This is a genomic window from Sphingobacterium sp. BIGb0116 (assembly GCF_024808035.1).
GTDB lineage: Bacteria > Bacteroidota > Bacteroidia > Sphingobacteriales > Sphingobacteriaceae > Sphingobacterium > Sphingobacterium paramultivorum.
In genome coordinates this window covers 93,454-119,598 of the sequence record NZ_JANUDT010000002.1, presented here as the reverse complement: position 1 = coordinate 119,598, position 26,145 = coordinate 93,454, and the positions used below count along the sequence as shown (strand labels likewise).

The 26,145-nt window shown below is 40.9% G+C and carries 23 protein-coding genes; 6 read left to right on the top strand and 17 right to left on the bottom strand.

All coding sequences use genetic code 11. From position 1 onward, the window contains the following. Positions 1-63: 63 nt before the first annotated feature. The 4 genes from M2419_RS06860 (at position 64) to M2419_RS06845 (ending at position 5,864) form a co-directional block, all read left to right on the top strand. Entirely contained in the window at positions 64-216 is a 153-nt protein-coding gene (locus tag M2419_RS06860; protein WP_153844719.1) for a 30S ribosomal protein THX, read from the top strand. A 187-nt stretch (positions 217-403) separates the two neighbouring features. Beyond that, on the top strand, positions 404-1,465 hold the full coding sequence (locus tag M2419_RS06855; protein ID WP_153844720.1) for an efflux RND transporter periplasmic adaptor subunit: 1,062 nt from the start codon (positions 404-406) through the stop codon (positions 1,463-1,465). A gap of 6 nt (positions 1,466-1,471) precedes the next feature. Continuing rightward, a complete protein-coding gene (locus M2419_RS06850; RefSeq protein ID WP_120334078.1) occupies positions 1,472-4,555 on the top strand; it encodes an efflux RND transporter permease subunit in 3,084 nt (1,027 codons plus the stop codon). Positions 4,556-4,562: 7 nt separating this feature from the next. Next, a complete protein-coding gene (locus M2419_RS06845) occupies positions 4,563-5,864 on the top strand; it encodes a TolC family protein (RefSeq protein ID WP_259254601.1) in 1,302 nt (433 codons plus the stop codon). A 121-nt stretch (positions 5,865-5,985) separates the two neighbouring features. Here M2419_RS06845 and M2419_RS06840 read toward each other — a convergent pair whose 3' ends face one another. Further along, positions 5,986-6,252, bottom strand: a complete 267-nt coding sequence (locus M2419_RS06840; RefSeq protein ID WP_172462508.1) for a hypothetical protein — start codon at positions 6,250-6,252, stop codon at positions 5,986-5,988. Between the two features lie 324 nt (positions 6,253-6,576). Here M2419_RS06840 and M2419_RS06835 point away from each other — a divergent pair, with 324 nt between their 5' ends. Beyond that, positions 6,577-7,302 carry an acyl-[acyl-carrier-protein] thioesterase gene (locus M2419_RS06835; protein WP_153844722.1) on the top strand — a complete coding sequence of 242 codons (726 nt, stop codon included), beginning with the start codon at positions 6,577-6,579 and terminating at the stop codon, positions 7,300-7,302. Between the two features lie 46 nt (positions 7,303-7,348). Here the strand turns inward: M2419_RS06835 and M2419_RS06830 are convergent, their stop codons facing one another. The 16 genes from M2419_RS06830 to M2419_RS06755 form a co-directional block, all read right to left on the bottom strand. After that, positions 7,349-7,978 (bottom strand): gluconate 2-dehydrogenase subunit 3 family protein, encoded by a 630-nt coding sequence (locus M2419_RS06830; protein ID WP_153844723.1) that lies wholly within the window; start codon positions 7,976-7,978, stop codon positions 7,349-7,351. Between the two features lie 19 nt (positions 7,979-7,997). Beyond that, positions 7,998-9,431 (bottom strand): Gfo/Idh/MocA family protein, encoded by a 1,434-nt coding sequence (locus M2419_RS06825; RefSeq protein ID WP_182331844.1) that lies wholly within the window; start codon positions 9,429-9,431, stop codon positions 7,998-8,000. Positions 9,432-9,450: 19 nt separating this feature from the next. After that, the gene (locus M2419_RS06820) at positions 9,451-11,136 is read right to left on the bottom strand and encodes a GMC oxidoreductase (protein ID WP_153844724.1); all 1,686 of its coding nucleotides are present in this window, start codon (positions 11,134-11,136) and stop codon (positions 9,451-9,453) included. 42 nt (positions 11,137-11,178) lie between these two features. Next, entirely contained in the window at positions 11,179-12,423 is a 1,245-nt protein-coding gene (locus M2419_RS06815; protein WP_159727138.1) for an MFS transporter, read from the bottom strand. Between the two features lie 95 nt (positions 12,424-12,518). Then, positions 12,519-13,442, bottom strand: coding sequence for a hydroxypyruvate isomerase family protein (locus M2419_RS06810; protein WP_075992889.1), 924 nt, complete (start codon positions 13,440-13,442; stop codon positions 12,519-12,521). A 15-nt stretch (positions 13,443-13,457) separates the two neighbouring features. After that, a complete protein-coding gene (locus tag M2419_RS06805) occupies positions 13,458-14,381 on the bottom strand; it encodes an FAD:protein FMN transferase (RefSeq protein ID WP_159726393.1) in 924 nt (307 codons plus the stop codon). Between the two features lie 111 nt (positions 14,382-14,492). Further along, positions 14,493-15,806 (bottom strand): Gfo/Idh/MocA family oxidoreductase, encoded by a 1,314-nt coding sequence (locus tag M2419_RS06800; protein ID WP_153844726.1) that lies wholly within the window; start codon positions 15,804-15,806, stop codon positions 14,493-14,495. Positions 15,807-15,832: 26 nt separating this feature from the next. Then, the gene (locus M2419_RS06795; RefSeq protein ID WP_153844727.1) at positions 15,833-16,801 is read right to left on the bottom strand and encodes an SUMF1/EgtB/PvdO family nonheme iron enzyme; all 969 of its coding nucleotides are present in this window, start codon (positions 16,799-16,801) and stop codon (positions 15,833-15,835) included. 236 nt (positions 16,802-17,037) lie between these two features. Next, positions 17,038-17,628, bottom strand: coding sequence for a hypothetical protein (locus tag M2419_RS06790; protein WP_120334071.1), 591 nt, complete (start codon positions 17,626-17,628; stop codon positions 17,038-17,040). A 5-nt stretch (positions 17,629-17,633) separates the two neighbouring features. Then, complete coding sequence (locus M2419_RS06785) at positions 17,634-18,377, bottom strand: hypothetical protein (RefSeq protein ID WP_153844728.1); 744 nt, start codon at positions 18,375-18,377, stop codon at positions 17,634-17,636. 323 nt (positions 18,378-18,700) lie between these two features. Next, positions 18,701-18,964 (bottom strand): 50S ribosomal protein L27, encoded by a 264-nt coding sequence (gene rpmA / locus M2419_RS06780; protein WP_046672918.1) that lies wholly within the window; start codon positions 18,962-18,964, stop codon positions 18,701-18,703. Positions 18,965-19,008: 44 nt separating this feature from the next. Continuing rightward, positions 19,009-19,320 carry a 50S ribosomal protein L21 gene (gene rplU, locus M2419_RS06775; RefSeq protein ID WP_028068281.1) on the bottom strand — a complete coding sequence of 104 codons (312 nt, stop codon included), beginning with the start codon at positions 19,318-19,320 and terminating at the stop codon, positions 19,009-19,011. Between the two features lie 160 nt (positions 19,321-19,480). Then, positions 19,481-21,523: a M13 family metallopeptidase gene (locus M2419_RS06770; RefSeq protein ID WP_153844729.1), complete on the bottom strand. Its 2,043-nt coding sequence runs from the start codon at positions 21,521-21,523 to the stop codon at positions 19,481-19,483. A 29-nt stretch (positions 21,524-21,552) separates the two neighbouring features. Next, a complete protein-coding gene (locus tag M2419_RS06765; protein ID WP_075992894.1) occupies positions 21,553-23,061 on the bottom strand; it encodes a carbon-nitrogen hydrolase family protein in 1,509 nt (502 codons plus the stop codon). A 418-nt stretch (positions 23,062-23,479) separates the two neighbouring features. After that, positions 23,480-23,821, bottom strand: a complete 342-nt coding sequence (locus M2419_RS06760) for a DUF3467 domain-containing protein (protein WP_153844730.1) — start codon at positions 23,819-23,821, stop codon at positions 23,480-23,482. A 36-nt stretch (positions 23,822-23,857) separates the two neighbouring features. Beyond that, positions 23,858-24,976: a M42 family metallopeptidase gene (locus M2419_RS06755; RefSeq protein WP_088161775.1), complete on the bottom strand. Its 1,119-nt coding sequence runs from the start codon at positions 24,974-24,976 to the stop codon at positions 23,858-23,860. Positions 24,977-25,247: 271 nt separating this feature from the next. Between M2419_RS06755 and lgt the strand changes: the two genes are divergently transcribed. Continuing rightward, positions 25,248-26,063, top strand: coding sequence for a prolipoprotein diacylglyceryl transferase (gene lgt, locus M2419_RS06750; RefSeq protein ID WP_120334068.1), 816 nt, complete (start codon positions 25,248-25,250; stop codon positions 26,061-26,063). The last annotated feature ends 82 nt before the right edge of the window (positions 26,064-26,145 follow it).

The following is a 26,145-nucleotide window of genomic DNA, read 5'->3' as shown; positions in this document are numbered from 1 at the left end:
CGAAAAGAAAGTGTTATATTTAGGTAATCAATATAATTTGTTAAAACCAAAATATTTTACACTATGGGAAAAGGTGATATCAAGACCAGAAGAGGAAAAATATCAAATGGTTCTTTTGGAAAAAGAAGACCACATGTATCGAAAGCTACCATCAAGCCAAAATTAAAAAATGGGGCTTCAAAAGAACTGGAACAAAAAGCAAAATCAAAAAAATAGTAATCAATAAAGCTAGAAACTTATTTCTGGCTTTTTTTATTTCAAATCGTTCCCAATACGCCCATTTCGATGTCCATTTGCAAAGTTTTGGTCGTATTGTAAAATCCTTTTGACAACTGATATCCTCATAATAATAAACCTATATTTACCCGTTAAATGTAAAAAGTACATAAGAGACTATATCCGTATGAATAAAAAATCGATCATTTACCTCCTTTTGGCTTGTGCTGTGTTTGGAGGTGGATACTTTCTGATAACTGCTAAAAAAGACAAAAAAGAAGCTGATAAGCCCAATGGGAAAAAAGATATGCCAGTCCCCGCACAGGCTATCATTGCCAAATCTTCCGTCGCCGATAGATCCATTAATCTCTCGGGAAGCATTGACGCAGAAGAGCAGGTTGAAATCAGAAGTGAAGTAAGTGGTCGAATCACCAAAATCTATTTCTCCGAAGGGCAGCGCATCAAACAGGGCGAACCCTTGATCAAGATTGATGATATTGAACTTCAGGCACAATTAAGACAAGCACAAACAACAAACCAGCTGAATGCCGAAAATGAACGTCGGGCCAAACTATTGCTGCAAAAAGGAGCAATCAGTCAGGAAGAGTTTGATATAGCCAGTGCAGCCTTAAAAACCTCCTTAGCACAGATCCAGTTGATTCAGGCACAAATATCCAAAACAACCATCCGCGCCCCTTTTAGTGGCATGATTGGACTTCGGAATATTTCCGTAGGTGCCATTGTCTCATCCAGTACCCTGATTACGAACTTAGTGAAGGACAATCTTGTCAAAATTACTTTTGCAGTTCCCGAAAAATACAGCAATATTATTAAAATAAACATGCCCATTGAGTTCAGCGTAGCCAACGACCCAACCGTCATAAAAGCAAACATTTACGCCGTTGAACCACAAGTATCACTTAACACCAGAACACTCACCGTCCGCGCCAGAGCAACGAACGATCAGGGCAAATTGAAAGTCGGATCCTTTGTCAATGTGATTGTGCCGATCGAAGTGGAAAACGATGCGATATCCATTCCAACAGAAGCCATTGTTCCAGTACAGGACGGAAAAAAGGTCTTTGTATTACAGCATGGCCTTGCCAAGGAAGTGAAGGTTGAAACAGGTGCGCGTACCGACAAAGACATCGTCATTCTATCTGGCATCAGTGCCGGTGACACCGTTTTAACCACGGGCGTTCTGTCGTTAAAAGATGGAGCAAAAGTTAAGGTATCATTAGCTAACTAGTTGTACATGAATTTATCTGCAGTTTTTATTAAACGCCCTGTTTTAACTATTGTCGTCAATATTACCATCATATTGTTTGGCTATATTGGTTTTAGTTTTCTGGGCGTACGCGAATACCCCTCTATTGACCCAGCGATTGTTTCCGTCAGAACAAACTATGCCGGTGCCAATCCAGATATCATTGAATCTCAGATTACCGAGCCTCTAGAAAAGGCCATAAACTCGATCGATGGTATCCGCAACATCTCTTCTTCGAGCAATCAGGGATCCAGTAATATCACCATTGAGTTTGATTTAAAAAAGAACCTTGAGGAAGCCGCAAATGATGTCCGGGATAAAGTATCCCAAGCCGTGCGAAGCCTGCCACAGGATATTGATGCCCCACCGGTGGTATCCAAAGCCGATGCGGACTCCGATCCTATTATTACATTGACATTGCAAAGTGAGACGCGCGATAAACTTTCGCTAAGCGACTACGCCGAAAATGTGATTTCCGAAAGGTTGCAAACCATCCCCGGTGTCAGCAGCACACAGATCTATGGTCAAAAACGTTACGCCATGCGTCTATGGCTCAACCCCGACCGTATGGCTGCCTATGGTATCACGGCTTCGGATATTCGTACGGCATTGAATAGCCAGAATGTTGAGTTACCTTCGGGGAAAATTGTCGGAAACACAACCGAACTCACCGTAAAAACCGTCGGCAACCTGTCTACCCCCGAGCAATTCAATAACATCATTTTAAAGGCCGATAGCAGCCGTATCGTCAAGTTTATCGATATTGGCCGAGCAGAAATAGATGCTGAAAATCTCGAAACAAAAATGGTCAGTAACGGTAAACAGCTGGTCGGTATTGCCATTATTCCGCAGCCGGGAACAAATTACCTCGATATTGCCAACAATTTCTATAAAATGCTCGATCAGATCAAAGAAGATCTGCCGCAAGATATTATACTCAACATCGCTTCTGACAATACAACATTTATTAAAAAGTCTGTTGAGGAAGTCGCCGAGACACTCCTTATTTCGATCATTCTGGTCACCCTGATTATCTATTTTTTCTTCCGCGACTGGGGTATCGCACTACGTCCTCTATTAGACATTCCCGTATCCTTGATCGCGACATTCTTTATTATGTATATTTTCGGATTTTCCATCAATGTACTGACGCTGCTCGCTATTGTACTCGCGACGGGGCTTGTCGTCGACGACGGTATCGTTGTTACCGAAAATATCTTCAAGAAAGTTGAAGAGGGAATGTCGCCTATTGAGGCGGCCCTGAAAGGGTCGAAGGAAATATTCTTCGCTGTTATTTCCATTTCAATCACACTTGCAGCCGTATTCTTACCCGTTATATTTCTTCAGGGCTTTGTGGGACGGCTTTTCCGGGAGTTTGGTGTCGTCATCGCCTCGGCCGTATTGGTTTCCGCATTTGTTTCCCTCACACTCACGCCGATGCTCAACGCCTATCTGATCAAAGGCGGTGGACACAAGAAGACAAAATTTTACGATTGGACAGAACCCATGTTCGTCAAAATGAATAAAGGTTATGCCAATGCGCTGGAAAAATTCATGAAATTCAAATGGATAAGCTTTCCAATTCTGATCCTATGTTTTGTGATTATTGGCATCCTTTTCTCCTCCATTAAAAAAGAAACGGCGCCTTATGATGACAGAAGCAGCATCTCTGTCAATGTGACGGGCCCTGAAGGTGCCACTTATGAATACATGGACCGATACATGCAAGATCTGGATAAATTAGTCTATGACTCCATTCCCGAAAACAAAATCAGTTTAAACATTACCTCTCCTGGCTTCGGAGCGAGTTCGGTCAACTCCGGACGTATACGGATGACACTGGTAGATCCTGAAGAACGTAAAAAGTCTCAGGATGATATTGCAAAAGAACTGACCAAATGGACAAAAAAATACGATGGTGTCCGCGTCAATGTTTCGCAAACGCCAACGATATCCATGAATCGCAGAGGTGGATTACCTGTTCAGTACATTATCCAGGCACAAAATTTTGAAAAACTTCAGGAAAAGATACCCGAATTTATGAATGAGGTCAACAGCGATCCGGCATTCTCCACAACGGACATCAACCTGAAGTTCAACAAACCCGAACTGCATGTCGAAATTGATCGTCTGAAAGCACTCAGTCTGGGCGTTTCCGTACTTGACGTTTCGCAGTCCCTCCAATTATTGCTAAGCGGTCAACGTTTCGCCTATTTTATGCGTGATGGCAAACAATATCAGGTCATAGGCCAGGTTGAAAACGACCGTAGAGCCACGCCAACAGATCTTGCGTCAATTTACGTGCGTAATAACCTCGGACAGCTTATCCAGTTAGACAACGTTGTAAGCGTTAAGGAAGAGAGCAGTCCACCCCAACTCTACCACAATAACCGTTACATGTCGGCTACAGTTTCAGCCGGTTTGGCGCCGGGCATGAGTATGAGCGACGGCATTGCAGCAATGGATCGTATTAAAGAAAAGGTACTTGATCAAAGCTTCACCACCGACCTCAGTGGCGAATCACGTGACTTCGTTGAAAGTAGCTCCAATACCTTATTTGCCTTTGGCCTTGCTTTGTTGCTTATCTACCTAATCTTAGCTGCCCAATTTGAGAGCTTCCTCGACCCATTTATCATTATCCTTACCGTGCCCATGGCCGTTGCCGGTGCACTGATAAGTCTATGGTTATTTGATCAAACCTGGAATATATTCAGCCAAATTGGAACGATTATGCTCATCGGTCTCGTGACCAAAAATGGTATCTTGATTGTTGAGTTTGCCAACCAAATGCGCGAAGAAGGAATGGAAAAATTTGAGGCAATTATGCACTCCGCCGAATCACGACTCAGACCGATCTTAATGACAAGTCTGGCCATTGCCCTGGGTGCATTACCAATTGCCATGTCACTTGGCGCTGCTTCAACGAGCAGAATTGGTATGGGGGTTGTTATCGTTGGTGGTACAATATTCTCCCTTATCCTAACCTTGTTCATTATCCCGGCGATCTATTACATGTGGTCAAGACAAAAAAAGCATAGACCTGAATTTGATAACATTAAAAGCTACGAATAATAAAGACATGAAGAGAAATTTCATCCTACTAGTATTACTTTACTCCATCATGTTTCAAGCTCGTGCACAAGAGATACTGACCTTGGAAGATGCGCTAAAAACAACGTTGAACAATAACTTCAATATTCTTTTGGCTAAAAATGACAATAACATTGATATGGAGAATACCAGTCTAGGAAGCGCTGGTATGCTTCCAGCAGTAACTGGAACGTTCAGCAGAAGCAACTCCATCCAGAATTCAAGACAGGTCAGAGCAGATGGTCAAATACAGCAGATTTCCAATGCAAAAAATGATAACATGTCTTATGGAGTCAACCTAAACTGGACGATATTCGATGGACTGGGCATGTTTGCCCGTCGCGACCGCTTCAAAGAAATACAACGTCAAGGGGAAGCGGAGATTAAATATCAAGTGATTACCCAACTCAGCGAAGTCATGGCAACCTACTACAATCTGGTGCAACAAAAGCGCCTGATAAATGCCCTAGATACAACCATCACCTTATCGAGATACCGTGTCACGCTTGCCGAAAATCGCCTGGAGATCGGAAAAGGCTCCAAGCTTGATCTCCTGAATGCAAAAGTCGATTTGAATACCGATCAGACAAACCTGCTCAGACAGCAGGAAAGCTTCAAAAATACCAAGACTTACCTCAATCAGCTGATGACGCGCGACTTGAGCTTAGATTTTCAAATTGAAGACGAAATGAAACTTGATACGGATCTTAAACTTGGTAATCTGATCGAAATTGCCGATCGACAAAATCCGCAAATTCAGCTTGCCATCATCAACAATCGGGTGGCCGAACTCAACCTAAAAGCAGTTAAGGCCGAACGTTATCCCAAAATTGGCTTAAATAGTGGGTACAACTGGAACGAATCACACTCCTCCCTCGGTTTCTCGACAGAAAACAAAAATAGAGGTCTTACCTACGGCGTATCGGCTTCCCTTAATATATTCAATGGATTTCTTCAAAATAGAAACGAACGGATAGCAAAATTTCAGATTAAAGGCTCAGAGCTACAGATACAGCAACAAAAACAAGATATCCAAGCTCAGGTCAGAACCCTATTCCAAACCTACATCACCAATATGGAGCTGGCTAATGTAGAACGGAAAAATGAGGAGCTGGCAAAAGAAAATTTAAACATCACGATGGATAAATTCCGTATCGGTACCATCACAACCTTAGAAGTAAGAACAGCGCAGTTAAACTACATCAATGTAATGACACGTAGCTATACAGCACAATATGATGCGAAGGTATCCGAGATACGCCTAAAAGAATTAACAGGCGAAACGTATTAGAAATTTCTTTTTACAAGAGGTCCTCTTAGAAAGGAACACAATACTGATGCGCTTCTTAACAGCATCTATCATTAAAAGCGAAAGGCTCCTTAACTAAATGAGGAGCCTTTCGTTTGTCTATTTAATAGTCAATTGCTATAATAGATTTCAGCGGTATTAAAACGCCACTTTTAATCTGAATATATCTATCGGTTAACGACCATACAGTGGTCTCGATACGCTTTGGTCCGGAATCAGTCTCAAAGGCGATTTCAGTTTTGGATTTAAACTCATTTCCCAACCGAAGTGCCCCTTTCAATTTATCCATAAAAGTCGCTGTCTTATCTTCACTCGCCGGGATAAATTTAAATTGAGGAATTTCCTCTTTAGCTATTAGTTCTCCAACCATAATACTAGCATTTAATGTGTAAATTATTGTTTTGCGCTATACTACTTTTATAACGCTTTAAAGCCAATCTTATTTTATCTCTTTCTGCCATTGGCTTATTTAAATCTACCGATTCCCATGATAAAAATCAATTAAATACTTGAAAACTATCATTTATTTTACAATAAAAAAACGATTGTACTTTGGACACACTGCTCCGCTTTGGGGGGCACCAGCAAGCCCAACAGGCATTTATAACGAGATATCTAAATATAGTGTCATTTCATTTTGAATTTATAGTCCAAATCATTCATATTGCCTATTTTTACTCAAAATAATATGTAAATGGAAAAATCTGTTTTTGAAAAAGAGTGGGAAATTTATTTCACACAATGCTATTCTAACGGCCGCATTCGTTTCTCCGATTTATCCAATATCCTGCAGCTTACCGCCGGAGAACATGCCAATGCTGTCGGATTCGGTTTTAAAGAAATGGCCAAACATAACCAAACCTGGGTACTTAGCCGCATACGCATAGAGATTGTACGGTTGCCCAAATGGATGGATCATGTCAAGGTAAAAACTTGGGTTCAAGAATTGGAGGGCGCACGCTCAACGCGGAATTTTGAAATTACAGTCAATGGACAGATCTATGTTACTGCAACCAGTTATTGGGCTGTCATCAATACCGTGAAAAGGAGCTCTGAAACACTTGCAATTTCCACCGAAGATTTTACCACCTATCCTGATCGCCCGGCAACACAACAGCCATTTTCAAAATTGGATATTTCCCAGACCGTCAAAAATATTGATGAATATAGCGTCAAGCTCTCTGACCTGGATATTGTCAATCACGCCAACAATGTAAAATACCTGGACTGGTGTATGGACAGATTGCCCATTGAGCTTGTATTGACCAATCAGATCAGATCTTTAGAGATGAATTACCTGCGTGAATTACGCTATAATGATACCGTTGAAATTAACGGCGATGCGACAGATCAAGGTTACTTTATGACTGTTACTAAACAGCAACGAATCCACTTTGCTTTGGCTATAGAAACAAAATAAAAAGGGAGGCTTTGAGCCTCCCTTCTATTTTACATATAGCATAATGTTATGCAAATGCCTTATCTCCTTTTTTGTAAGGAAGGTTGCCATCAAATCTTCCTGGGATCTTCACAAAACGCAATGCTTTTGTACAACCCAGCTCTGAGTTAAAGAAACCAGTCAATGTCAACTGTTTGAACATCGTGAACCAGTGTGGTGGATCGTTCTCAACATAATTGTACAATTGATTTTGTTTTTCTCTATTTTTCTCCAGAATATCTTTTTGATCTTCAGCTTGCTTTTTATTAAACTCGTTTGCTTCTTTATCCAAAGCAGCGGCAACAGCTGTTCTGTCTTCAGCAGAAAGCTCCAGGAATGGTTTTCCTTTCACCTCTTTTGCTTTATCATCTAAGCTCCCCAAACCAGTTAAAAATGCTTTTTGTTGCTTCTCCGTATAACAATCGCGAACCATGACCGGAATAAAACTTCCTACCCCTGCTTCTTTCGCACCCGGAGTTGCGGTAGCTGGTAAAATTGCTTCAGCCAAGTCACCTAATAAATCAGTTGTCTTCGCTTCAAACAAGGCTTGTACATCTTTTGTTGCTGAGCGTGTACAACCTTCCAAAAATAAATTAGCGCCGATAACGGTACCTCCTAAAATTAAGGCAACTCGTTGTAATGCTTCTCTTCTATTCATACTACTAAATATCTTAATTTTAGAAATTATATTTCATTTCCCAACCTTGTCTGTAATTACGTTTTACATATTGATTGACGTTATCAAAATTGGTGACACGCATGTTATCGTTATCCCACAACAATTTTAAGTTACGTCCAGGGTATTTACCATCAATACGTAAATCAGCACCTCTGATCGCTAGGTTAGCCATTAATAAAGCTTCTGTCAACGGACCTGCTATTTCAAAAGGTGAACTCACTTCTTTCTTGCCGTATCCAGCTTGACAAGCTTCAACCCATTGTGCATAGTGTCCGCCTTCTTGTCCTTGAACACGGGCATATTTCTGTACCACCTGCTCTTTTCTTGAAGTTGGCAACAAGCGTGCATTCTGGCCGTAGGTATCAGCAAGGATTTTACCTTTTGTACCAACAAGTAAAATACCATTACCACCATCACCAAAAATTTCGTTTGGACCTAATTCATCCGGACGAGCAGGCTGAATACCACCATCCATCCAATGTAACGTAACAGGACCATTTGTACGTGGCGTTTTAGGGAAAGTTAATGTCGCATGGCTCGATGGAGGGCAACTTTCAGGGAAATATCCGCGTTTGAACTCATCCACATACACCGATCCTACAGTTGCCTGTACATCTTGTACATAAGTCAATCCTAAGGTACTGAAAGGAACTTCCAACAAGTGGCAACCCATATCACCCAGTGCACCAGTACCATAATCCCACCAGCCGCGCCAGTTGAAAGGCACCAATTTATCAACATACTCTTTATGCGGCGCTGTACCTAACCAAAGGTCCCAATCCAATTCTTTTGGAATTTCAGCTTTACCTGTAGGCCATGCAATACCTGAAGGCCATACCGGACGATCTGTCCAACAATATACCGTATGTACATCACCGATCAGACCCGCTTCATACCATTCGCGTACAAAACGCGGTCCATCATTCGATGCACCTTGATTTCCCATTTGGGTAACAACCCTATATTTCTTAGCTGCATGCGTCAATGCTCTAGCTTCCCATACATCGTGAGTCAACGGTTTTTGAACGTACACGTGTTTACCCAATTGCATAGCTGCAAGCGCTTGAATCGCATGTTGATGATCTGGAGTTGATACAGAAACGGCTTCTATACGTTTGTGCTCCTTATCCAACATCTCACGGTAGTCTTTGTAATATTTTGCTTTCGGGTAACGTTTCAACGCACCAGCTGCACGACGGTCGTCCACATCACACAAGAAAGCTAGATCTGCTTTTCCTGAATCATGAAATGCATTGATGTCACTAAAACCTTTACCCCCTACACCAATACCTGCTACTTGTAATTTGTCACTTGGAGCTGTAAAGCCATTTCCGCCCAATACATGGCGAGGGACGATCATAAAAGCCGCAGCAGCAGTTGCTGCGCTCTTTATAAAACCTCTTCTACTCGTCTTATTTGAGTTATTTTCCATTGTTATCAATCTTTAGCTATTAGATGTTACCTTTTTTCAATTCGCTCACTGCGAAATCAACCGCACGAGCAGTAAGCGCCATATACGTCAATGAAGGGTTGACACAACCTGCAGAAGTCATACATGCACCGTCCGTTACGAAAACATTCAATGCATCCCAAACTTGGTTGTTACCATTTAATACCGAAGTTTTCGGATCACGTCCCATACGAGCAGTTCCCATTTCGTGGATACCTTGGCCCAGACCATATACGTTATCGTACGTATACGTATCTTTTACGCCAATGCTTTCCAACATTTCTTTCATTTCATTTTGCATGTCACCACGCATCTTCAATTCATTATCCTTGATCTCAGCGTCAAATGATAATACAGGTAAACCCCATTTATCTTTTTTGGACTTGTCAAGTGTAATTTTATTTTCGTGATATGGCAAGGTTTCTCCAAAGGCTGTAAAGCCAACCGTCCAGTCGCCTGGCTCACAGATTGCATCTTTCCAAGCGCCACCTACTTCCATCTCTGCTACTGCACCAGACCAGCGTCCACGACCTGCAGCACCTTGGTAGCCAAATCCACGTACATAGTCGCGTTTTTTGGTATCACCTTCTACGTTTACAAAACGTGGTACATACAAACCTGTCGGTCTACGTCCAAATACATAGCTATCTAAATAGCCTTCCAACTTACCACCAGCACCACAACGGAAATGGTGATCCATCAAATTGTGGCCCAATTCACCGCTGCTACTTCCTAAACCACCTTCCCAAACATCTGTAGCTGAGTTCATCAATACCCAAGTCGAGTTTAATGCAGACGCACAAACAAAAATTACTTTAGCGAAAAACTCATAGGTTTGGTTTGTTTCAGCATCAACAATCTCAACGCCTTTTGCCTTTTTCGTGTTTTTATCGTAGATAATCTTTGTTACGATAGAAAAAGGACGTAATGTTAAGTTATTTGTCTTTTTTGCTGCAGGAAGAGTCGCCGATTGCGTACTGAAATAAGCACCAAAATTACAACCCAACCAACATTGATTTTGATATTGACAATTTACACGGTCATGATGCGGAACAGTAATGTTTGCTGTTCTACCCATGATGAAATGACGTTGACCACCGTATTGTTTTTTCAAACGCTCAGCCAGGTCTTTTTCAACGATGTTCATCGCCATTGCCGGCATATAATCTCCATCTGGCAAAGATGGTACACCGTCTCTATTTCCAGAGATACCCGCAAATTTTTCAGCATAACTATACCAAGGAGCAATTTCATTATAACGAATCGGCCAATCTACACCATGACCATCTTTTAAGTTAGCTTCAAAATCCAAATCGCCCAAACGATAAGATTGTCTTCCCCACATTAAAGAACGTCCACCAACATGATACCCACGGTACCAGTCAAAACGTTTTACTTCGGTATATGGACTCTCTTTTTCATTTACCCAAAAATCCAGGTTCTTCTCATTCAAAGGATAATCTCTACGCAAAACCGGATAATCTTCGATCATTTGTTGCGTACGACCGCCAGCATGAGGCCATTCCCATGGATTTTTATTTGGCGCAGTATAATCCTTGATGTGTTCAATGTTACGACCACGCTCCAGCATAATTGTTTTCAGCCCTTTCTCTGTCAATTCTTTCGCAGCCCATCCACCACTTATCCCCGAACCGATTACAATTGCGTCATAAGTATTTGTTGCCATCTCTCTTCTAATTATTTGTTTTTAAATAGTTATTTTTTCTGTTTAGTGTGCAGCATTTGTACTGTCGATCTTTTCATCCTTAAATAGGGCTAAAAAGATAAAAAATACAACCGCTGCGATTATTGCAGGTACAACCCAGGTATGATTCCAGAATGCCGCCATATCAGTTGCTTTCAATTCTTTGTACTTATCTCCAACATAACTTGCTACCCAGAAACCGATCAATTGTCCAACACCATAGGTTGCCAAAGTGATCAAGCCCTGTGCTGCTGATTTGTATTTAACACCAGCTTTGCTATCTGTATAAATCTGTCCTGAAACAAAGAAAAAGTCATAACAGATACCGTGCAATGCAATACCGATCAACAACATAAAGGATAATTCGCCCGCATTGCCATAAGCAAATAGCAGGTAGCGGATTACCCAAGCCAACATACCGACCAAAATTGTTTTCTTAAAGCCAAATCTTGTAAAGAAAATTGGTAAGGCCAATAAGAACAATACCTCAGACCCCTGACCGATTGTCATTTTACCCGTTGGATTTTCCAATCCTATTTCAGTAAGGAACAAGTTCGCATTCGAATAATAAAATGCCAATGGAATACAGATCAATACCGAAGAAATGAAAAAGATAAAGAAGTTCTTGTCTTTTAACAATTTAATAGCATCTAGACCAATAATTGATGCAAAGGATGGTTTTTCTCCTTCATCCAATTTAACCGGTGGTGTTTTAGGTAAGGCAAAAGAAAATACGCCTAGTACCAATGAAGCTACACCAGACATTAAGAATGTATTTTTCAAAGCACCTTCTGAAGCTGCCGCATCCCATCTAAAGATATAACTAATTGCTAAACCTGCTACAATCCAACCAATTGTTCCCCAAATACGTATACCTGAAAATTGCTTTTCTGGATTGGTCAATTGTCTAAAGGAAACCGAACTGGCTAAAGCCAATGTTGGCATATAAAGCACCATATAAGCCAATACATACGGATAAAATGTCGACATGTCTGCAGCACCATACATCTGATACATTAATACTGCACCGACCAAGTGTAAAACACCCAAAATACGTTCCGCATTAAAATAGCGATCTGCAATCATTCCGACAATAAAAGGAGCGATAATCGCACCCAATGATTGTGTTGAAAATACATTGGCCATTTCAAAATCTGTTGCATGTAGATTTTTGCTCAAGAAAGTACCTAATGTGACAAACCATCCCCCCCAAATAAAAAATTCGAGGAACATCATGAAGGATAGTTTAAATTTTATTGTTGATGAAATCATAAAAAAAATGGTGTTTTACAATACTACTAATTGGTTTTACCTGCTCAATTTAAGAAATTAAATCTAATTGTCAATAGTACACTATTAAAATATTACAAAAAGCTATCGACCTCGCGATAAGCGGCCACCAAGCGATCCTCCCCCTCTTTACCAGGTTTGGAAATGCCATGTTCCATTCCCATGATACCCTTATATCCTTTACTATGAATGTGTTTGAATACGTTTTTATAATTGATCTCGCCTGTAGTCGGTTCTTTACGACCTGGATTATCGCCGATTTGAATATAAGCAATTTCATCCCAGCAACGATTCATATTTGCAATTAAATCTCCTTCGGTACGCTGCATATGATAAATATCATATAAAATTTTACAGGATGGACTGTTCACCGCTTTACATAAAGCATAGGTCTCATGTGTTTGCTGCAAAAATAAATCTGGTGTATCACTTAAGGTTTCCAACACCATTACTAAACCATGTGGTTCAAAGATCTCCGCACCCTTACGCATGGCAGTAAGTATGTTGCTGAACTGATTACCCCAAGGCAGTTTTCTTTCATAAAAGCCAGGTACCACAGTCAGCCATTTTGCATTGCAACGCTTGGCAGCTTCGACGGACTTCTTGCATGTTTCGACAAACTTGTCTAAATACTCTTGTTTACCCGTCGCTAAAGAAGGCATCCAGTTTTGTCCGCCATCCACAACAAATACACCCATGGTCATGCCTAACTTAGCTAATAAATCACCAATCTTCTTCTGCTCGTCCAATGTTCTGCCCAAATAGCCATTATCTTCTATTCCGCGAAATCCCAAATCATACATATACCGAATTTCATCGAGGAAATTATCACCTGCATGATTTTTGAACATCCCCTGATGCGGGGCATAATTTAAGTTGAATGTCTTTCCTTTATCCATCGTATTTGCTGTATTTTGAGTGGTTGACGCAAAAGTCTGTCCAGCTAGTCCTGCCCCGGCGGCCAAAAGACTACCTTTAATAAAATCCGATCTCTTCATTTTATTTATAATTGATTAATTTTTAAATAATTTACCAAATCCATCCGAATAAATCGCTTCAATGGACTGATTTTTATTTTTAAAAATGACAAAAACCTCCACACCCTTCAATTTTTTGGCCTTTGTCTTAATTTGTTCGGGTTCCATGCCCATAAAATAATTATCCAGTGCATCCGCTTCCATAGCAGTCTTCGCATAGACGCTAACACTCAATATATCGGTCATGTATGGGAAACCCGAAACAGGGTCGATATGATGACCCAATTTTTTCCCTTTGTACTTAATAAACTTTTCGAAACTGCCGGCCGTTGTGAGCGCCCCTTCTTTGAGCTGCGCAACAGCGGTCATCAATTCCTCCCCACCCGCATCATCGGGCTGAACAATACCAATGGAAAAACCCTGTCCACCTGGCGGAGTCCCCAAAGCCCTGATTTCACCACCCACCTCTACCATATAATTGGCAATTCCCTTCCGGCCAAGATAGTCGGCCAAAACATCCACCGTATAGCCCTGCGCAATACCATTGACATCAATTTTAATCCCCTTTTTCTTTTTGATCAGCCGATTGCCGCTAACCTTCAGATAGTGCATTCCCACCAGTTCCTTCGCTTTTAGCACCGTCGCCGAATCTGGAGCGACCGGGCTCTTATTAGCACCAAAGCCCCATAGGTTGACTAGCGGGGCAATAGTAATATCGAATTGACCTTTCGATAATTTATGATATTTAAAGGAAGCTTTTATCACCTTGGCCATGTGGCTATCCATCACGACAGACATCACCGTATCTGTATTGAACTTGGATATTCTCGAGTCCTTACGGTAAATTGACATCGACAAATCGATCGCCGTTAAAATACTGTCAACTTCCGACCGTCTAACAAGACTGTCGGAAGCGAAGTAAGTGATATGGAATTGAGTCCCCTGCGCGGGTCCTTCCATCCGAATTTTATGGAGTTTCGTTGATGGTATTTGCGCCTGTACATCAATGCAACAAATCGTGACAAAAAATAGAAGACACAAATTCCACCTTAATCCCATCGGCCCGAAAACTTAAATATATAGGTTTGTGTTTTGACCAGGCATCGCTACAGGGTAAAAACCTTCTGCATCGGGAAGTAACTTTGGTTTAGCATCCCAAGCAAGTACATCTGGTCCCAATTTGATGGTCGATTTCAAGGCTTCATCCCACTTGATCACCTTACCCGTATAACAAGCGATACGTCCGATAATACCTGTCAACGTACTATAAGCACCATATTCTGCATTATCAAATTTATATTCGCCTTTCGAAATTGCTGTAAAAAGTTCCTTATGTTCTTGTTGATAAGGATTTGGATTGCCCTTGGCATCATGGCGATAGATTTCTTTTCCTTTCCAGTCGTACAATACAGCCTGTCCACCTGCAGAAAGATAAGCACGTCCTTTTGTTGCCTGGAATTGCTCGTCTACACGGTTATGTATACCCTCAAAGTGTCTACATTGACTATAAACAACACTGTTGTCAGCATACGTTAATTCTAATGCGAAATTATCATAGATTTCACCATACTCTTTGCCGGTACGGTGTGCTCTGCTCCCCGTACCTTGGATTGATACAGGATAAGCACCTTTCACCCAATTGGCGATATCAATATTGTGCACGTGCTGCTCAACGATATGATCGCCACACAACCAGTTAAAATAATACCAGTTGCGCATTTGGTACTCCATTTCAGTTTGCTCTGGCTTACGCGGACGCACCCATACACCTCCTGAGTTCCAATAGACTTGTCCAGAGGTAACATCACCGATTGCACCTTCGTGAATACGTTTGATAGCCTCACGGTAATTCGTTTGATAACGGCGTTGCAAACCAACCACAACATTCAATTTTTTACGTTTAGCTTCTGCAGCTACACGTATGACCTGCTGTACACCAGGGATATCAACAGCTACCGGCTTCTCCATGAAAACATGTTTACCTTGACGGATCGCTTCCTCAAAATGCATTGGTCTAAATCCTGGAGGAGTTGCCAAGATAACAACATCGGCCAATTGAATTGCATCTTTATACGCATCGAACCCTACAAATTTATGGTTGTCACTTACATCGATCTTATCTTGCCATTTTTCTTTGAGCGTTTTATAAGTACTCTCTAAATTATCTTTAAAAGCATCTGCAAGTGCCACCACTTTAATGTTCATTCCCGAACTTAACGCATCAAATGTAGCTCCAGTTCCGCGGCCCCCACAGCCCACTAAGGCAACTTTGATAACATCTGAGCCAGCGGCATATGCACCTGATAAAGGCATTGAGCTCAACACAGCGCCCCCAGCAACTACAGCAGAAGTTTTAATAAAATCTCTTCTTTCTAGATTTTCCATAACAGTTTTATATTGATTATTTTATATTAAAAGTCTTTGATTGGCTGTTTGTCGTAATAAGCCATAATTTCTTCGTGACTTGGTGGATTAAGGGGTCTTACCAGTCTCATACCCACGAATGGGGCTTCCGGAAACCACCAGTTACTTTTTGGAATTTGTGGATCCAACTGTTTCCACACGGGATCTGAAGCACCACGCGCAGCAGAGCGCATGTCCTCTGCCCCGCTGTCAAAAGCACCACCGCGTACAACATGTGGATACAGGGTTGTCGGAACGACTACGGGGTTGGTCAATACCTTTCCTTTGCCTTCATTGTAACTATCGGCCTTATATTGATCATAAGTCCACTCGGCAACATTGCCATAAATATCATAAAGGCCCCAAGGGTTCGGTTTCTTCTGTCCTACAATATGTGTTTTCTGTTCACCATTATCTTTATACCAGGCATAATCTGCTAATGGCGTTGCTTGATCGCCGAAAAAATAAGTTGTCTTTGAACCAGCTCGAGCTGCATATTCCCACTCAGCCTCTGTTGGTAAACGATAAAACACACCGGTACGGACATACAACCACTTACAGAATTGGATGGCATTGTAATGTGTCATCGCCAAGGCCGGGTGCCCCTCTTTTCCAAAACCAAAAGTCATATCCAAATAGGGTTTGGTAGGTCGCGTAACAGCATCAATCTCTTTGGATACTTTACCGTCCTTGCTCTTTGCAATCTCATAATCTTTATACAGAAATGGCTCAAACAGATCCCAGGTTACTTCATACTGCCCCATCCAAAATGGGTCCAACTTCACCTCATGTGCAGGTTTTTCATCCTCTTTCCCCCCGCTTGTAGTTCCCATTTTAAAACTACCACCAGGGATTGCTAGCATTTTGAACGTCAGATTAGTCCCTTCAATGGGTTGCTCATACGGTTCGAACGTCTTCTGAGCCATAGCGTGCACGCCAGCAAATAACAAAACAGGAATAAAGATTCTTTTTAACATATTTAGGTTTGTAATTAGAGACTAAAATATAAAATAAGGTGTATACTTTACACTTTGACACTATAACTTTTTTATTACAGTTTAATTCTTAACATAATAGTCCATTCGTAATAACGATTTAGCAAGATACTGATTAGGGTCCCGGGGGAACTTAACTAGCCTGAAAATCAAGATCAATAAAAAAGGTTTTCCATTTTCATGGAAAACCTTGATATCTTATCACAGCATGCGTGTGTCTAAAGCAGAATCTTACGACTTACCGCTTTATCTATGGTAATATACCCCGGATAGAACACCGACTGCCCTGCGATATTGATAGAAGGTTTAACTTTTAACGTAAATATCCCCTTTTTATTCTCATCGCTTGACATTAAAAAATCCTGCAGGTCCGAATTCTTCAACAAATCATAGATATTGGTCGCTATACGCACATTGGCCACTGTAGATTCTCCGGGCTCTATTTGTAACGATTGATTCACAATCCCTTCCACAAGCTGCTGTCCACCGTAAAGAATGATATACTGGAACTTATTGATAGACGCTTTTTTAAGCGTCGGATTATCAATTTTAAGTCTAATAACTGCTTCCAATGGAATATCTTTCCGCAAATAGGCCAATGCCAAGCTCGGCGCCGCTCCCAGGTCAATTTGATTATTCCTGATCAGTCGTTGCAATGATGTTCCGGCCAATCGAATACTATCTACCGATTCCACATCGAATTTACATTTCGCCAAATTTTCGATCTGTGCCTTTTGTCGATTCACACCACAGCCGGAAATAAACAAACCCAGCAGAACCAAACATCCAAATAAAATTTTCTTGCTCATAGCCACTATTTTCCTCCAAATTTATATAAAACTCCCAGTGTAAACAATGGGTACCCTGCTTTTAAATAGGTATTACTTTTAAAACCGAATACCATACCGTTCGTATATTGCAGCTTCCATCCTTTCCCTAACCCCATTCTTGTATAAAATACAGGTTCAATAAGCATATTATCTTCTTTCTCTGCCGGAAGACCATCAATAGCAAAATTCTTCATACGCATATTGCTCAGTCGGATGATGGTACCGTAATCGATATCATGCCGGTTGCCAAACAATTTCAGGGCATCCTTTTTCTCCGATGAAAAGTTTACCTGCACAAACACCTTGTCAAAATCCATGTCCTTCGTTTCTACAACGGCCTGTCCCATCGTCGACGAACGCTTATCAACCACACTGGTATTACCCAGCCCATAACCCCCGTAAACCTCAAATACACGATTATTTTTTCTGCCAAAGCGTGTATAATAACCTATCCCCGCTTCGCCCATCTTTTGCGCATAGTCTTTGATATTGGATCTATTATCAACATATGAACCATTGGCAATGACAGCCACATGATCAGTTACAGCTACCCCCAGATTTGCAGATACATTGGCCTTTGTATTGATATTGCCGGAAACATAGACCTCGCCAGCTTCTGTAAACATCGGCGCTGAAGGCACATTGGGCATATAAATCGAACTACAGGAATAAAATGAACAGGCAAATAACCCGGCACACAAACCATATCCAAAATTGTTGTATTTCATATGTAAGTATTTATTCAATCGTGCTTGCATCCAGTGATATTTACGAATGCTTCGCCTATTGTCTTAAAAACACCTATCCTTTATAAAAATTGTACCAAAGCGGTTACATTTAACAGAAAATAACAATTTAAACAGTCCAAAAAGCTTAAAAAGCTCAGTACCAAGCCCGATAAATTCAGCATACTAGGTAGCAATTCCGCAGAGCAGCCCGCTATACCGCTCCAAAATCACCCGGTAGCAGGCACATCGGAACAGTAGCTAAAAGTATAAACAACAAAAAAGGCATCAATTTCTTGATGCCTCTCCAATATTGTTGCAAAACCTTATGCTTGTTCTGTAGGAACTACAGATACATAAGATTTATTGTTAGCTTTTTTACGGAAAACTACTTTACCGTCTACTAAAGCGAACAATGTGTGGTCTTTACCAATACCAACGTTTGTGTCAGGATTGTGTTGTGTACCGCGTTGGCGTACGATGATGTTACCAGCGATTGCTTGTTGACCACCGAAGATTTTGATACCTAAACGCTTGCTATGTGACTCACGGCCGTTCTTAGAACTACCCGCACCTTTTTTGTGTGCCATTTCTTTATCTTAATTTAAGACTATTTGTCTGATTAAAAATTCAATTATAACGTAATACCAGTGATCTGGATTTTAGAAAATTGTTGACGGTGACCGTTTTTCTTTTTGTAGCCTTTACGACGTTTTTTCTTGAAAACGATAACTTTATCGCCTTTTAAATGAGACAAAATTTTAGCCGAAACTTTTGCACCAGCAACGCTAGGTGTACCAATGGTGAATTTACCACCGTCTTCTGCTAACAATACATTGTCAAATTCAATACTAGCGCCTTCATCTCCTTGTAAACGGTGTACAAAAAGGAACTGGTCTTTTGCAACCTTAAATTGCTGTCCTGCTATATTTACTATTGCGTACATTGTTAATTAATTAAATGTGTTATTAAATGAAGGGCAAAAGTAATCAGTTTTTATCATAATTCAAAGACAAATTTACTTTTTCGTTTCCATTTAAACGTTATCAGTTGAACAGCATTGTCTTAATCTGTATCGGGACAATGCTGTTCACCCCTGTTTTCGCTTACCAAACCAAAATTCTCTTCTCAGGTGCTACATACATTTTTGCCGTAGGCTGTACATTAAATGCTTTATAGAAGGCCTCCATATTGTATACGGGACCATTTACCCTAAATTGTTCGGGGCTATGTGGATCAACTTTTAAACGTAATCGCATGCGCTCATCGCTGCTCTTTACGCGCCACACTTGCGCAAAACTCAGAAAGAAACGTTGATCTGGTGTAAAGCCATCAATTTTATCCTGCCCCTGCCCTTGCTTGGTTAATTTGAAAGCGTCATAGGCAATATTTAAACCGCCGATATCCGCCAGATTTTCACCTAAAGTAAGCTCACCGTTTACATGTTGATTGTCCAACAGGGTAAAACTACCATATAACTTTGCTACCTGATTGGCGCGTTGCGTAAACTGTTTCGCATCCACTGCGGTCCACCAATCGTTCAAGTTACCGTCTTTATCATATTGACGCCCCTGATCATCAAAACCATGTGTCATCTCGTGTCCGATAACGGCACCGATAGCGCCATAATTGATCGCATCGTCCGCATTGGCATCAAAGAATGGAAACTGCAAGATGCCGGCCGGGAATACAATTTCATTATACGGTGGATTGTAATAGGCGTTCACCGTAGGAGTTGTCATCAGCCATTCCGCTTTGTCAACCGGTTTGCTGATTTTACCTGCCATTTCTTTATAGGCATGCTTTGCAGCAGACTGTAAATTGGCATAGTAGGTATCTTTGGCAACTTCCACGTCACTATAATCTTTCCACTTCTCCGGGTAGCCGATTTTTTTGGTGAACGCTTCCAATTTTTCAATTGCTTTCTTTTTGGTCTCAGGCGTCATCCAGTCCAATTTCTCAATCCGGCTCTTATAGACTTTTTGCAAATTGTCGACCAATTCGAGCATTCGTTTTTTTGCCTCGGGTTTGAAATACTCATCCACATACAGCTTCCCGACAATCTCGCCAAGGTTCTCGTCGGCCGAGCTCACCATCAGCTTCCAACGCTCTTTCTCCTGTTTCTGTCCATTCAGGGTTTTTCCGAATAATTCAAACTTTGCATCCCTGAAACCTTTGCTCAGTGCCGTCGCAGAAGCGTTCGCTAGATCTGCTTTTAGTTTTGTTTTCCAACTATCTAAGGACTGTGATTTCAACAAATTATTTAAAGCAAGATAAAATTTAGGTTGCTGTACCAAAATGGTATCGGTCTTCACATCCAAGCGTTGCAAAATATCTTTCCAATTGAGGTTTGGCGTTTGCTTCTGAAATTCCTGTACCGCAAATTTATGGTAGTTTTTGATGGGATCCCGCAATTCCACAGGTGTAGCATGCGATTTGGCAATTTCTGTTTCCAAGCGCAGCACTTCCTCTGCCGACTTTTGCGCATTTGCCCCTTCGCCGATCAGCCCGAATAATTTTACCAGATACGCAACATAAGCCTCCCGGATTTTCTTCGCTTTGTCATCCTGATCCAAGTAATAACTCGCTTCAGGCAGGTTGAGTCCCCCCTGAAAAAATTGCAATGCATTTTTAGTGCTGATCCGGTCATCTGCGGCCACATAAAATGTAAAAAGATCACCATCACCCTCCTTAAATCCATCCGCAGCATAAGCGATCAATTCATCAATACTTTTCAACCCATTGATTTTTTGAATGGCCCCTTCGATCGGTTTTGCGCCCAATTTATCAATCGTCACCGTATCCATACCACTCGCATAGAAATCGCCGGCCTTTTGCTGATCGGAACCTTTTTTGTTGTCAGACTTTGCCGCACCTTCCAAAATAGATTTTAGGTTTGCTAGGTTTTCATCAGCAAGAATATAAAATGAACCCCAGCCAGTTTCAGAAGCCGGGATCTGGGTGTTTTTCATCCAGCTTCCATTCGCATATTGGAAGAAATTATCTCCTGGATTCACTGTAGTGTCCATGCCTGAGACATCAAAAAAATTTGTGCGGACCTCCTGAGCAGTATCGCTTTTCTTATTTGACTGACATGACATCATCATTAAGACCATGGATAGCGTTCCCCATTTGACTTTTTGTATCATATTTTAAGAGATTAAAAGAGTATTTAAATTTACTTCAAAAGTTTCACTTCATACAAATCCTTCCGTCTATCCTTCTTGACTTTAACAGTACCATACTCATGCAGGTCTCTCAGGGCATAAAGATCAACGTCGGCAATAAGCACCATTTCGGCATTCGGTGTCGCCTCAGCTTTAATGGCATTATTGGGAAAAGCAAAGTCCGAAGGGGTAAAAACAGCGGACTGCGAATATTGTATATCCATATTATTCACACGGGGTAAATTGCCCACAGAGCCGGCAATAGCCACATAACATTCATTTTCTATCGCCCTAGCCTGTGCACAGGTACGCACCCGGATGTATCCGTTTTGGGTATCCGTCATAAAGGGCACAAATAGGATCTGCATCCCCTGATCGGCCAAAATACGGCTCAGTTCAGGAAACTCTACGTCGTAACAGATCAACAGTCCCACTTTACCGCAATCGGTATCAAACACCTTCACCTCACTTCCGCCCACCATACCATAATATTTAAATTCATTTGGTGTGATGTGAATTTTTTTAAACTCATCCAGCTTACCGTTGCGATGACAGAGGTAGGAAACATTATAGAGCTTTTTGTTTTCCATCAAAGGCATCGACCCTGCAATGATATTGACGTTGTAGGAAACGGCAAACTGTTGAATGCGATCGATAATCTCTGAAGTATGCTGCGCAAGCCTTTCCATTGCCAGGCGCTCCGGGAGATCGTTATAGGGGCTCATGAGTGGCGTATTGAAAAATTCCGGAAACATGATAAAATCTGTTCCATAATCACTCACTGTATCCACAAAAAACTCGATCTGATCATAAAATGCCTCTAGGTTATCAAACAAACGCATCTGCCATTGCACCAGACCCAAGCGGATCGTCTGCTTCGTCGTCGAAATCGAGCGCGTCTCTGACTCATAATAAATATTATTCCATTCCAACAGAGTAGCGAATTCCATGGATTCAGCATCTTCGGGCAGATAATGCTTAAGTATTTTTTTGACATGAAAATCATTCGAAAGCTGAAAGGTCAGCGTCGGATCATAGATCTCTTTACGTTTGACTTTCTCGATGTAAACCCGCGGACTCATTTTATCCGCATAGTTATGGTAATTGGGAATACGCCCCCCGGCAACAATACATTTGAGGTTCATCTGTTCACACAGCTCCTTACGTGCATCATAAAGACGGCGTCCAAGACGTAACGCCCGATGTGCCGGATGAACAAACACTTCTATCCCGTACAGTGTATCTCCATCATCACTATGTTTGGTAAACTTACCGTCATCGATAATATCATAATAACTATCGTAAATATTATTCTTCTTTGAATTTAGGATAATCGACAAGGCACAAGCGACCACATGTCCATCAATCTCCACACATAACTGCCCTTCGGGAAATAATTCTATCAAATCCTGAATATTTTCCTTTGACCAGGTTTCGCCGACACCATCATAAGCCTGTTCCATCGATTTTTTCAAATCAACATAATCCTTCTTTGTCAAGTTACGCACTTGAATATCCATATAAATCTCCTTTTTGAAATTAGTTATTTAAATTTAGTAAAAGTAAAGGCCAAGTCCAAAACTAGCAATAGGCAACAAGCGAATACTAGATGGCACCCTATTTTATATTTTAGACAGTGCTTACTCAGTGATTGTTCAGTGCTCGTTCAGTGCTTGCTCAGTGTAGACTGAATATGCACTGACTTATTACTGTCTAAACATTGATTAAAAAATGTTAATAGAAACTACCTGGTATGCAGATGTTTCAATTTTAATATAGATCTTGATGATCTTATCCCTTAACAGGCAGTTAGGCAATCGTCTTTTTCATACATGAACCGAATCGGGGTATCGGAAAGACTTTTCTAAAATTAAGGACATAAAAAAAAGCGCCAATGTTCAATTGGCGCTTCGATATCTCAATGATAGCTGCTATCAACTATGCTTGACCTTGTGGCGTTCCAAAAGGGAATGCAACTGTAGGATCGCCACCTTGTTGAGGTTGTTCAGCAACACCTAAGTCCATTTTAATTGGGCCATTTAATGCTTCGAAACGGTTCACGTTATCAACCAATGCACCTAACAAGCGTTTTGCATGCTCCGGAGTCAAAACGATTCTTGATTTCACTTTTGCTTTTGGCACTCCTGGCATCACACGGATAAAGTCAACCACAAATTCAGTATTAGAGTGAGTGATAATCGCAAGATTTGAGTAGATTCCTTCTGCTACTTCTTCTGTCAACTCAATGCTCAATTCGTTTTGATTTTGGTTATTTTCCATAATAATTCTAATGATAAGTTAATATATTCTTAAATTCTACTTTGTAAATGTTCTAAAGTCTTGTCCGTTCTCAATATTCAATAACGTCTCGTAGATCAATCTGATTACGTTGTCAACATCTTCTTTATGAACCATCTCCACTGTTGTGTGCATATAACGAAGAGGTAAAGAAATCAATGCCGACGGTACACCACCATTGCTATAGGCAAATGCATCCGTATCAGTTCCTGTAAAACGAGAAGAAGCCTGACGCTGGAAAGGAATATTATTCTTCTCAGCAACCTTAACCAGCAGTTTATTCAGATTAATCTGAACCGCTGGAGCATAGGACAATACCGGACCTTTTCCTGAAAACAGATCTCCTTGCGTGATCTTATTGATCATCGGAGTTTGCGTATCATGTGTCACATCGGTTACGATAGCGACATTCGGTTTGATACGATCTGCGATCATTTCGGCACCACGTAAACCAATCTCTTCCTGCACCGAATTTACGATATATAATCCAAATGGCAATTTCTTTTTATTCTCTTTTAGCAAACGAGCAACCTCAGCGATCATAAAACCACCGGCACGATTGTCCATAGCCCGCCCAACATAATAACGGTCGTTGAGGATAGAGAATGTATCTTCGTATGTAATAACACAACCCACATGTATACCCAAGGCTTCAACCTCTTCTTTGGTACTACAGCCGCAGTCCAAAAAGATATTTTTCAGCGAAGGATTTTCTTCTTTCTCTCCCGAACGTGTATGAATTGCCGGCCAGCCGAATACAGCTTTGACAATGCCCTTTTCCGTATGGATATTCACGCGCTTAGACGGTGCAATCTGGTGATCCGAACCACCGTTACGAATCACATAGATCAGTCCATCTTTGGTAATGTAATTGACAAACCAAGAAATCTCATCCGCATGAGCCTCTATAACGACCTTGTACTCTGCTTTTGGATTGATTACCCCCACAGCTGTACCGTAGTTGTCAACAAATGTATCATCGACATAGGGCTTCAAATAATCTAACCACAGTCGCTGTCCTTCCCACTCAAATCCTGTAGGAGAAGCATTATTGATATATTTCTCAAAAAATGAAAGCGAATCTTTAGTCACAACCGCGTTGTGCTTCGGCTCTTTTTTCTTGTTTTTTTCTGCCATCTTTTCCTTTTCTATTTACTTTCGTCAAAATATGAAAATTTCAATGAAATGCAAAAGTAAAAATGTTTTTTGAAATATTGTTTGTGCAATTTATTTTAGGTCATAGCCCCCTATTTTAGTAAAAAGGATCAGCAAAAGACAATATTTCATTCACGATGAATGAATTAGGTTCGCAGTCCAATGATATTATGCTTAAAAACAAATTGTAGGAATAAAAAATGAGATTAAAGCTTATCTTTACTCCAAAGTAATTTAAACAGCTATAAAATTTATGAATTCAATATTAAGTGCAATACATTGGAATATTGACCCGGAAATGTTCAACTTTGGCGCCTTTGCCCTTCGCTATTATGCCTTATGCTGGTTATTAGCGTTTTTTGTTTCATACGTGATTATGTTGCGTATATTCAAAAAGGAAGGCCGCACACAAGAACAGCTGGATCAGCTTTCAATTTATATTTTCCTGGGCACTTTGATCGGCGCTCGATTAGGACACTGCCTATTTTACGATTTTGACTATTACAAAGATCATATACTTGAAATCTTCCTTCCATTTAAATGGGATAAAACAGGATTTCATATCACCGGCTTTGCAGGTTTGGCTTCTCACGGTGGCGCCATCGGAATTATCCTCGCGCTATATTTATTCTGCAGAAAAACAAAAACCGACTTTCTATGGCTAGCGGACCGATTGGTTGTTGTAGTCCCTATTGCAGGTGCACTTATCCGTATCGGAAATTTCTTCAATTCTGAAATAATTGGTACGCCTACAGATCTACCTTGGGCTATCGTGTTTGAACGTGTCGACAATGTACCGCGCCATCCGGGACAGCTTTATGAAGCAATCGCCTATATTTTGATCTTTATTATCATTGGTTCCCTATTCAAATCGAATCCCAATCGCCAAAAAGGTCAATTATTTGGCATATTCATGGTCTTATTATTTGGTGCACGTATGGTCTTGGAACATTTTAAAATTGACCAGGAAGCCTTCGAGCAAAGTATGGCTTTAAACATGGGCCAATTGCTGAGTATACCTTTTATTCTGGTGGGTTTCTACTTTATATTCCGGAAAACCAAAGCTTAAAACAGGGCGCAATATGTCCTTGTTTGCAAATACAAAATTTAACAGGCATCTTTTCTAGAAAAGATGCCTTGTTTTTTTTCCA